Annotated in this window: 6 protein-coding genes and 1 pseudogene; 2 read left to right on the top strand and 5 right to left on the bottom strand. The window is 61.1% G+C overall.

The annotated features are described in order from the left end of the window. Positions 1 to 493 precede the first annotated feature (493 nt). Complete coding sequence (locus tag ACSVDD_RS28560) at positions 494 to 1,915, bottom strand: IS4 family transposase (protein WP_448192817.1); 1,422 nt, start codon at positions 1,913 to 1,915, stop codon at positions 494 to 496. A 120-nt stretch (positions 1,916 to 2,035) separates the two neighbouring features. On the opposite strand from ACSVDD_RS28560, the pseudogene ACSVDD_RS28555 reads away from it, so the two are divergent. Both ACSVDD_RS28555 and ACSVDD_RS28550 read left to right on the top strand, forming a co-directional pair. After that, positions 2,036 to 2,615, top strand: a pseudogene (locus ACSVDD_RS28555) (transposase); the annotation flags it as partial. 112 nt (positions 2,616 to 2,727) lie between these two features. Further along, positions 2,728 to 3,210, top strand: a complete 483-nt coding sequence (locus ACSVDD_RS28550) for a very short patch repair endonuclease (RefSeq protein ID WP_448192816.1) — start codon at positions 2,728 to 2,730, stop codon at positions 3,208 to 3,210. Positions 3,211 to 3,314: 104 nt separating this feature from the next. On the opposite strand, the gene ACSVDD_RS28545 is transcribed toward ACSVDD_RS28550, so the two are convergent. From ACSVDD_RS28545 to ACSVDD_RS28530, 4 genes are all read right to left on the bottom strand, one after another. Further along, on the bottom strand, positions 3,315 to 4,265 hold the full coding sequence (locus ACSVDD_RS28545) for an HNH endonuclease (protein ID WP_448192815.1): 951 nt from the start codon (positions 4,263 to 4,265) through the stop codon (positions 3,315 to 3,317). A gap of 67 nt (positions 4,266 to 4,332) precedes the next feature. Continuing rightward, the gene (locus ACSVDD_RS28540; protein ID WP_448192814.1) at positions 4,333 to 6,138 is read right to left on the bottom strand and encodes a response regulator receiver domain; all 1,806 of its coding nucleotides are present in this window, start codon (positions 6,136 to 6,138) and stop codon (positions 4,333 to 4,335) included. Further along, positions 6,125 to 9,037 carry an ATP-binding protein gene (locus ACSVDD_RS28535; RefSeq protein ID WP_448192813.1) on the bottom strand — a complete coding sequence of 971 codons (2,913 nt, stop codon included), beginning with the start codon at positions 9,035 to 9,037 and terminating at the stop codon, positions 6,125 to 6,127. The genes ACSVDD_RS28540 and ACSVDD_RS28535 overlap by 14 nt, the downstream gene beginning before the upstream one ends. Further along, positions 9,037 to 10,197 carry a DNA cytosine methyltransferase gene (locus tag ACSVDD_RS28530; protein WP_448192812.1) on the bottom strand — a complete coding sequence of 387 codons (1,161 nt, stop codon included), beginning with the start codon at positions 10,195 to 10,197 and terminating at the stop codon, positions 9,037 to 9,039. The genes ACSVDD_RS28535 and ACSVDD_RS28530 overlap by 1 nt, the downstream gene beginning before the upstream one ends. Positions 10,198 to 10,315: the final 118 nt, after the last annotated feature.

Raw genomic sequence — 10,315 nt, 5'->3', positions numbered from 1 at the left:
CTGGAGAGTGCGACTTCCTTCTATGTGTGGATGCCGCTACGCGCCGGCACCCCTGTTTGCACCAGAAGTGCGGAAGAACCCGTAATTGACGCTGGCCGGACTTCGAAATTGTCGTTGCACACACGCACAACCTCCCATCCTTCCGGCGTGACGAACTCGGGCAGGAAGCGATCGCTGTTCTACAGGAAATGTCTTATCCGCTGAGCACACAGGAAATTGCCGCGGCCATTTGTGCGCGTCGGATGCTGTCCCTGGAGCGCAAGGCATTCCTGTCCCTTGGGCAAATGATCGTTGCCAACCTTCGCCGCGCCCAAAAACGTGGGTTGGTGCACGAGGTCGGGCGCACAGGGCGGCGAGCCCTTCTATGGTTCTGTCCCGCTCCGTAGGCCAAGGAAAAGACCGACGGACAGCGGCGGGGTTAGCGGTACTTACGCCGACATCACTTGGTTCTTCTCCAAAATGGCCGCAGCGACGTACGCATCCGGTGAGCCTTTCAATTACCCACAAGCTGCGGCGCGATCTCCGAGCCCAAGGTGATGTCGATCAGGCGCGCCATGCCGCGCCACATGACGGTGTTCCCCGGTGGTGGATCGCAGCCGCGGGCGAGATAGCCGCCGAGCTTGGCCACTTTGGTGAGATAGATGCCCAGGGTGTTGCTGCCGGGCAAGGCTGGAGCTTTGTTCGGGATCAGGAAATCAAGGATCTCTTGCTCGCGATCGGTGAAGACGATCCCCGCATCGACGTCCGGTGCCGATCGGTTGATCATCGTCAGCCAGAAGACTCGCCAGCTCACCAAGCAATAGACGGCGATTAACTTCACCAAACGGTCGGCGCTTCGAAGGCGGGCCTCCTCGGCCTTGCAGCCCGACTTCAGGATTTTGTGAAACACCTCGATCTTCCATCGAACCGCGTACCAGCGGAGCTTTTCGATGGCCGCTTCCTGGGTGAGGACGGGCAGATCGGTGAGGAGCTTCCAGTCGATGCGCGGCCGATCGGCGGGCGCCTCGCGTTCCCGGGCATGCAGGACCGTCAGGGTGAGCGCCGGATAGCGCTTTTGTTTCCCGATCGGCGGCAAGATCCGCAGGCTGCGATAGGTCAGTTCGACCTCCGCCGTGCCGACGCGGCCCTGACCATCCCGGATGGCGATGGCATGCACGCCCTGAACGGCGACCTCGTCCATCACGGCGTCGACGGTCGTATCGCCGCCCAGGGCGAGCCGGTCGACGCAGGTCCGCACCAGGAAATGCGTGCCCAACTCCTGAGCCAGGCAGAACAGCTCGTAGATGTCGCTCTCGCGATCCCCGACATGGATGCAGCGCGCCGGATCGCCGAACCGCTCCGTGGTCCGACGCAGGTTCTCCAACCAGCGGACACTTTCTTTCTGCTCGATGGGAACCCGCGTCGGGTTGATCTTCCTCTTCAGGGCGGCGGTGCCCTTGAACTTGGTCCGGGTCCAGAACTTGACGGCGCCGAGGCCCAGCGGCAGGCCCTCGGTCGTGACCGCCAGACTGGCGTGCATCAGCAGCCCACACACGGTGTGCATGCGGAACCGTCCCTCCTGGTCCTGACCGCTGTTCACCCGGACGGTCTGACCGATCTTCTCGGGATGCTCGCGCTGGAAGGAGAACTCCGTGGTGTCCTGAATGACCAGGAGGGGGCCGGTAGTCGCGGCGACCCGCTGGCGGGTCGAGTCGAAGTGGCCGGCGAGAATGTCCGCTTCGCTTACCCGGTCATTGGCAAAGAACCGGTACGCCGCCTTGGTGTTGGCCCAGTCCTGGCAGGCCAAGGGGATGCTGTCGCCCATCGCCCCGGCCATCTGATCGAGCAACGTGCTCAGGCGGCGGCCCAGACGCTCATCGGCAAAGTGGCAGCCGGCGAGTTCATCCTCGATCCATGCGTTTGATCCCGTGGCCATCGGCACCTCCCGAACAGCGTTCGATGCCAACAGGCTGGAGACCGCCCGGGTTCGAGGCGGGGGCCGCCGTCACCGGCGGCCCGGCCGGATGTGGGTAATTGAAAGCCGGTGAGCGCCGCCTTCCGGTGCGCGGTCGCGGACTGCCCGCGCCGCATCTTTGCCGAACGCTTGCCCGCCGTGGCACCGCCCCGGGTTCGGCGAACCTGCAGGCTCGCCGAGGCGCAGCGTACCATCGCGCTGAGTGCGGGCGGGAATCCCGGTGCCCGGCTGTCCACCCGGCTCGCCATGCCGGTCAGCGGCGACACGTTGCTGCGTCTGATCCGGGTAGTCCCCGTACGGCATCCTCATCGTCGATCTGGAGCGCAACCGCCCGATCGACTTGCGGCCCGACCGCCAAGGCGACACGGTGGCTGCATGGCTGAAGGCGCACCCCGGTGTGACAGTCGTCGCCCGTGACCGCGCCGGCGCCTACGCCGACGGCATCCGCCAGGGCGCCCCCGAAGCCATACAGGTGGCGGACCGGTGGCACCTCCTGTGCAATCTCGGCGACGCGTTGGGCGCGCTCCTCACCGGCCATCAGCACGACCTTGCTGCTGCCGCCAAGCTGGCCCTCACTCCGGCCGAGGCCATCGCGCAAGGACCGCCCCCGCCCCCGGACGTCCGGCCTCCGACTCGCCGTGAGCAGCGGAGCGCCGCGATCCAATGCGGATGGACCAAACTTCATCCGGCCTTTACAGCTTCCACCTTAGCGACGAAATCCAGCTCAAAGCCCATCGCTGGTAGCTTTTCAGCAGCCTGCTAGGAGAAGCCTTGTGGATACCCTCACGCCTGACCAGCGCCGCTTCGCCATGAGTCGTGTTGCAAGTCGGGACACCGCTCCCGAGCTAGCGTTGCGCCGCAGTCTTCACGCGATAGGGTTTCGCTTCCGGCTGCACCGAAAAGAGCTGCCTGGCCGACCCGATCTGGTCTTTCCAAAGTATCACGCCGCCATCTTCGTTCACGGCTGCTTCTGGCACGGTCACGACTGTCCGCGGGGGCGCCCACCCGCTACACGCACGGAGTTCTGGAGTGCAAAGATCGCCCGCAACCAAGCCAGGGACGCCGCAGCCGAGCAGGCGCTAATTGAAGCCGGCTGGCGCGTCCTGACCGTTTGGGAGTGCGGCATCACCGGCCCTGCCCGATGGGAACCGGATGCGCTGAGCGCATTGTGCGCTGACTTCCTGCGAGGGGTAACAAGGAGAAAGGACGTTAGCGGTGAATGGACGCGCGCACTTTTGCGAAAGCGACAGAAATAAGCGCTTGCAAGCAACTGAGATTTATTTTCTGCGGCCAAACTTCGATGCCGACAGCTTTTTCTGCACAGCGCTCTTCAGCTCTTGTTTTGTTAGATATGTCCAGACTATATATCAGGATCTTCGAGCAGAAAGACTGAATCGCGGTGATATTCCAGATACATGGCCTGTTTCGCCGTGAAAGGGCCAACATTTTTGGCCAATGCCACAGTCAATCCAAGGCGTTCAACGTCGGATAGGGCCAGCAGTGGGGAAACCAGGATTTGCCCGTCATCTCGGAAGCTGATGAACCCACGATCAAAGAGTCGATCGATGTGAGGCGCAAGCATGAGACCGTTGTTCCCGTCGAGACGCTCCGCTCCCGTTGTGCAGGATCGCCAGGGCTTTATGTGGCTCGCGATGAGCAAATCAGGATTTGATACGCCCGTAACACGACAAGCCTTCTCGATAGCCGACACATTGGCTCGGAACCACCCTTGCCCCCGCCGTGCCTTAACTTGCTCCAGCCTTTCAGTTTCCTCAACCGCAAGGTTCAGACTGATGGCCCGCTCAGCCTCGTCATCCAGCACCTCGACTATCTGCTCGAACACCCGGATTCCGCCAGACGGCAATTCCTCCAACCCTAGACCGGCGCGGCCAAGAATGGCCTCTACAACTGCGCGCTCTACTTGGGCCAAGTAGGCTTTCTGATTGCCAGCTCTTCTGATGGCATTGAAAGGCGAATGTTTGCGCGGCAAAAGAGGCGCCAGTTGATCCGCAATGTCCCTTGGCCTGACCGGTTTCGGGAGTGGGATCCACATTACCGGCAGCCACCACCCGTCCTGTGCCCAATACGCTCCGGCCGCACCGAAATGCCCGGGCTTCGGCGCCGTGACGCAGCGCGCTTCAATTACGCCCACATGCCGGATCCATGTGTCCGCAAAGGACAGCACGACATCGCCCGGATCGGCGAGCCGCATGTTCTCGTAGAACTGACTGCGTGCGCCGCCGTTCTCCCGTTTCGGGGACCACAGATAACCGCCGCCGATTTCCTGGCGGATCGTCTGCTTATGATTCACCCACCAATATCGAGGCATGCTCCGACCCTGAACGCTCAACCGGTTCGCTGACGGCCGACCGTTGCGGTCAGCCGCCTAGCTTCACATGATCCATCCCGATCCTCGAAAGGTGCTGCCCAGCCATTTGCAGGAAGCGGCTGGCGTTCTGAGGGCGGAGTTGGCCGACGACAGCGAAATTCTCGGTATCTAGCGCCGGCTGCCGATCGCCGTTCAACCGAACTCGTGATGCGGAGAACGTAGACGTGCGGCCTGCAGCAACCGTCAGAGTGGTGCTGCCAGGCAGAAAGAAGAACTCCCAAATGACCTGCTTGACACTCGACGACTCTATGCAGAACGCCTTTTCCTGCTCACCAGCCCGCACGAATACATGGCGTCCTTGGGTGGCGTTCTTCAATGCATCACCCACTTTGCCCATTGAATGCAGACGCAGCGCAAGCATCGGCATCGTTGGGAAGAGGCTATGAAGCCACACCTGGTCCTCGTGCGGAGACCTGGCGACCATGTCGCACGACGGTGAGGCGCAAATCCAGAACTCGTCCGTACCGACCTTTTGGAACACGGTCCCCGTCGTTACGTGCCGCCGAGGACGGGGCTCATTGGAGAGATAATAGTTCAAGGCGAAGCCCACCTTGTCCTTTACCGGCTTCACCTGCGGTGCGCCAAGTTGGATGGCGGCGTCCCATGTCCCGTTGGGTGTGGAGGGCTCAGCCCAACCGATCTCCTGCAGCTTTTCCCGAAAGACCGACGTGGCCATCGTCCGCAGCGCCTCGTCGTCGCCGATGCGCCGCCTCAGCGTATCCACCAGCTTGTCGATGATGGTCTCCACGGAAGCCCAGACCCGGTCCTCATCCGGCGGCATCTTGCTGCCGAGTCCTTCGAGCATAAAGTAGGACAGGCCGGTTCGGATCAGCGGATCCTTGAGGTTGAGCTCGTCCGTGGCGAGCGCCTGCAACTCCAGCAGATTTTGGATCTCCGAGCCGATCACCTGGATCAAACTGGGCTTCCAATCCAGAAGGGCCGCATCCAACGTCGCAAAAAGTCCGTCGGGATCATTCTCATCGGCGGTGACACCGTCCGCCTTCCGTGCGACGGCGACAAAGCAGTTCCCAGCCTGAACCCAGCAGATTCCGTAGTCCGGCTTGTACGCGCCCGCCACTTCCCTCTTGGAACCCGCATAATCTTTCTTAAGAGTGTTCCGCACGAACCGGTGGATCAAAGCCTCGATGAATTGAGAGATCGCCCATTTCGGAACTCCCTCAGCTTCGAGCTCTTTGCGAAAGGCCTCGGCATCGGCGTGTTCCGTCCAGCCTTTCTGACCGTGAGTGACGTAGGACCGGATCAAACTGATCGGCGGATCAGGCAAACGGTCGCTGAGCAAATCCCACTGCGTCGTCAACTCCTCCGCCTTCTCGCCATCCTTGTCGAATATCCCCGACTCGTCCTCAGCCCAGCCCTGTCGAAGGCGGCCCGCAAGTTCGAGCCAGACCTCGGCCAGGTTCCGATGCCGCGTGTAGATGATGATTGTGTTGAAGTGTGCCGAGGCGCTGAGCCGCAGCACGACGTCGACCGCCTTCACTCCGTCATCTGACCCGGGAATAAGATGATAATCCAGAACGATCAAATCGCTCTTCTTAAACCGCTCAATCTCAAGGTCGAGGTTGGCGACGTCGTTCTCGACATCACAGATCATCCTGCGCCTGTGGAATGCCTCATACAGCCTTAGTGCCTTTGGCTCTTCCGTAAAACGAGCTCGATCGTTACGGAGGACGTCCTTATAGGTGGGAAATTGGTCATCAATGAGGAGGACGCTCTTCAGGGCCTTGCCATGGAAGGAGTCCAAAACGGCCGATTGGTAGGCACTAAGCTGCTGCATTAGAAAGACCCTTGAACTCGATAACGAAATTGGCCCCCGGAAGAACATGAGGGTCTTCCTCACGGGCATAGCGTATCTGGTGACCAGCCACAGCGAGGTTCACCCGGGCGAGATAGAGCCCGATCCCCCGGCCCGAGCGCTTCTTGGTGAAGAAGAGTTCGAACAGACGGTGCCGGTCGTCCGGGTCAACGCCGGGGCCGCTGTCAGCCACCACGACTAGTCCGTCCACCAGGTCCAACGTTATTCGTCGGTCGATTGCTTGGGACGTCCAGTACACCGCGTTGTTTACCAGGTTGATAAACACAGGATATATTCTTGATGGAATATCCAAGATCGTCAAGCTGCGAAACGCGTCGGTTGCGGTCAAGACAATCCGATTGCTGGCAGTCGCTCTCGCAAAGAATTCCTCAAGGTAGCTAGCGATCTGGCGGCCGGTGATGGTCTCCCGTGCCCGGTAACCGGCGACTTTGAGCGGAGACAGGAAACGCAGCCGCTCGGTCAAGGCATGGTGAGCTTCATAGGCGAGCTTAAAGGCGGTCGACCGGCGAGTCTCGTCGGGAAGCCGGGCAAGGTTACGGCGCACCTCCGCATCCAGCGTCTCCAATTCGTGCCCGATGATCTCGACGGTGATGCCGACCTGAGCCACCGCGTTCAGATCCTTGACCTTGTCTTCCAAAGCCTGTCGGTCGTCGTCCACGACGGCCAGCGCGCTGTCCAGGTCGATGCCCTCGGCCAATTGCTGGAGCGATTTGACCAACGGCTCATAGGTGGAGACAAACTCTTCCTCGAGGTCCGTGCGGTGCTTATCCAGCAGGTTCAGCATTCGGACTAGCGAGAGACCCTCGATGTCTTCCTCCAGCAACGGCCGGCACAGTTTGTAATACTTCGCCCGGTCTTCTTCGGCTCGGCGGCGCCATATTCCCCGGAGGCCTTCGATCTGCTGATCAGCCTCTTTCATGTAAGCGTCCACCCGGTTCGCCAACATGGCCTGATGGCTGCTGAAGGATCGCGTTAGAACTTCCTTTGGATCGACGGGGCCGAACTTAGCCTGAGCGTCGGCCAGGAGCTTCGATGCTCGGTCCAGTTCCGCTACGAAAGCCTTGTACCGGTCCCGGTACTCCCGGTAGCGCTCCTCCATATCCCCAAGTTTTCCACCCGCAGCCGGGGGCTTCAGGGCTACCCGCTCCTGTACGATGTCCTGAAGGCGCGAGGCCGCCACCGCAACCTTCTCCCTGTCACCGGTCTCGGCGGCACGCTCAAGATCGTGCACTAGCTCCTGGGCTTCCGACAGCCGACCGTCCAACGCTCCGCGTTGCTTACGGAGGAAACCTTTCAGGCCGACCTTCCGCTTGGACCGGGCCTTTTCCGCCGCGTTACGGGCTGCCGCGTTCCGAGCCATCAACTCCGGCATAATTTCAATACGCAGGTCTGCATCCGTCCCGAAGTACTTGAACGCGAACTCGACCAACAGCCCTTCCACAAGCGCCTTCATCTCCCGGAAGGCGCGATTGTCCACCAAGCCCTCGCGACCAGCCTTATCGCGCAGGTTGGGGTTACGTTCTCGGGTAATGGCGACTCGACCGAAACTTCTCCTGTGGGCCCAATAGTATCGGCCTGCATGTTTGCCGCGGCGGCCCTCTAACTCGAAGACGTCCGAGTCGGCCCGGCCATAGGGCATGACCCTCAGCCCGTCGCGGTAGAAAGTGACCCCCGCGTGCTTCTCCTGCTGCTGCTTGATAATCTCGAGTTGATTCGCCGTGTGCGTCGAGCGGAGAGCGTCCTGCTCAGCCGCTGCGATGCAAAACCGGAACGGTCCCAGACGATCACGACCGGTCTTCCCAGGAGGACGCTTCGGAACGAAGGTTCTCTCCCCAAGGTCCCGCCCGAACGCCTTCACGCGACCATGGAAAACCCCGTCCTCGTCGAACTCCCCGTCGACCACATGCTCGAGTGCCCAGAGGTCGTCATACCCGAACACGTCCGTGTTCCCAATGATCCGGGCTGGCGTACGCCCTCTGTAAAGCAGCACCTCATAGTCGAAGTCAGGCTTACCTGCACTATATGGGTCGGTAAACCCACTCAGCGTCTGCCGCCATCGTTCCCGAACGGCTTCGATTTCATCGTTCTGAACGTCGGGACGGTTCCATTGAGCGAGTTCGTAGTGAACGCCCAACAGGAAGAAGCCGGTCCCATGCTCGCCAAGGCCCGCAAAGACTGGCCATTCGCCCAGATGCCGGTCACCAATCGGCAGTTCTTCCCAAGCTCGTTCGATTATGCTCCTGGTCGTGGGCGAGCCCTGCGCCAACTCGAAGGCGTCAAATCGTTGCCACGCCGCTGCTAGCCGACGCCCACGGTCGTCGTTCGACCCGCCGAGATTGGATCGGATGAGGTCGATCATCGCAGGCAGCCGGTCCATCAGGCCGGACGACTGTTCGAACTCCTCAACGGGAATTCGGATGTCGTCCAGGTTCAGGTAGGGGTTCTCAAACAGGCGCCAATCGACAAGAACGGCTGCGAATGGCGCGCCAACCCTCTTGGAGAGGACTAGCGCCGCTGGCGCGAGGTAGGCCGCCGACAGACGGCCGATGCCTTTCTCGCCCTGTCGCTCGCGCGGCTCCAGACCAAAGGTCTCAACGGAAACCGAAGAGTCGGTGAACTTCGACTCCGTGCCAAGCACCAGCCAGCGCTCGGCGAAGTCGTCGGCGGTCATGCCGCAGCCGTCGTCAACCACCGCCGCGACTTCCGGAGTACCGTCGAAGATGTAGAGGCCTACGTATCTGGCGTAGGCGTCGTAGGCGTTCTTCCAGAGTTCGCTGACCGCCGTCGGAGCGTCGGCGATCTGCCCGCGTCCTAGGTGGTCGACCGTGCGAGCGCGGGTCTGAAACGCGGCCTGCCGCATCACGCAGCCTCCGCCGGCCTGCCTTCGCCGGACTCGGCGGCATCAGCGGCCAGAACAAACGGGCGCAGAAGCGCCCGGCTCATCTCGACCGGTACGGCATTGCCGATTTGGGCACCGCAGGACATCAAGCCGCCTTGGAAAACGAACCAGTCCGGGAACGCTTGGAACCGTGCCGCTTGCCGGAGCGTGATGCCGTGGTGCTCGAAGGGGTGCACGAAACGACCTTTAGACGGGTTGATGCAGGCCGTGGTCATCGTAGGGCCAGGTACAGACGTTTTGATCCGACCGTACACGTCGTTATGACCGTCATGACCTTTGTGGCACGGCAGTATGCAGTTCGACTGGTGGCGGGTACCGCCATCAAGCGGGGTGCTCTCGAACCGGCGCACCATCTGAGGGCTGGGGTTCATGAAGCGGTTGTTGAGATCCGGCTCCGGCGTGGGAATGGAAAAAACCTCTTCAGCTATCCGCCAAAGCGGAAGTCCGTGGCGTTCCCCTTCAGCGTCACCGGGTGCACGATGGCTGGGCGTCGGTGGCCAAGTGACCTCCGGCAGCACGACGCGATTGTCTCGCCCCAGCAAGAAGACCCGCTTGCGGTTCTGTGGCACCCCGTAAGCACGGGCGTTCAACTGGCGGGGAGGTTCCACCGTGTAACCAACGTCCGCCGCCATCCCATAAAAGTCGTTCAGGTATTTTTCATGCCTGGACCAAAGCAGGCCAGGCACATTCTCCACCAGGAAAAACCTGGGCCTTAGCGCGTCGACAAATTCAAAATAGCGCAGTAGCAGTCTGTTGCGGGGATCATCGACTCCCACACCCTTCAATCGATGTGTCGAGAAACCTTGGCAGGGAGGGCCGCCTATGAGAACGTCGCACGCTCCGGGGACTAAACCCACCTCATCCATCAAGCGCCTAGGACTGACCTCAAGGATGTCTTCCTCAAACAGCTTGGGGCCGTCCTTGATTGGGGCGACCAGGTTTACACGGTATGTCTCGCACGCGTCCCTGTCCTTCTCGACCGCGGCAACAACCCGCAAACCGGCCAGCATGGCACCGAGCGAGAATCCGCCAGCGCCAGCAAACAGGTCCACGGCAACCAGATCGGAGTGAGGGCGTAACGCAAGGGGATGCGTATGATCGGCAAGGGCGACTATGCTCATTTTTCAGATACAGCCATGGTATAATACGTCCCCCGCCCCTCACCATAAACCCTGCGGGCATCGATTCTACCGGGTCAAGCAACGTCGGTCCACAACCTCTTATTGGTTAATGGCCTTA

The sequence above is a fragment of the Azospirillum terrae genome, from assembly GCF_053470425.1.
The sequence above is the reverse complement of the archived record's forward strand: the minus strand, read 5'-3'. Positions and strand labels throughout refer to the sequence as shown.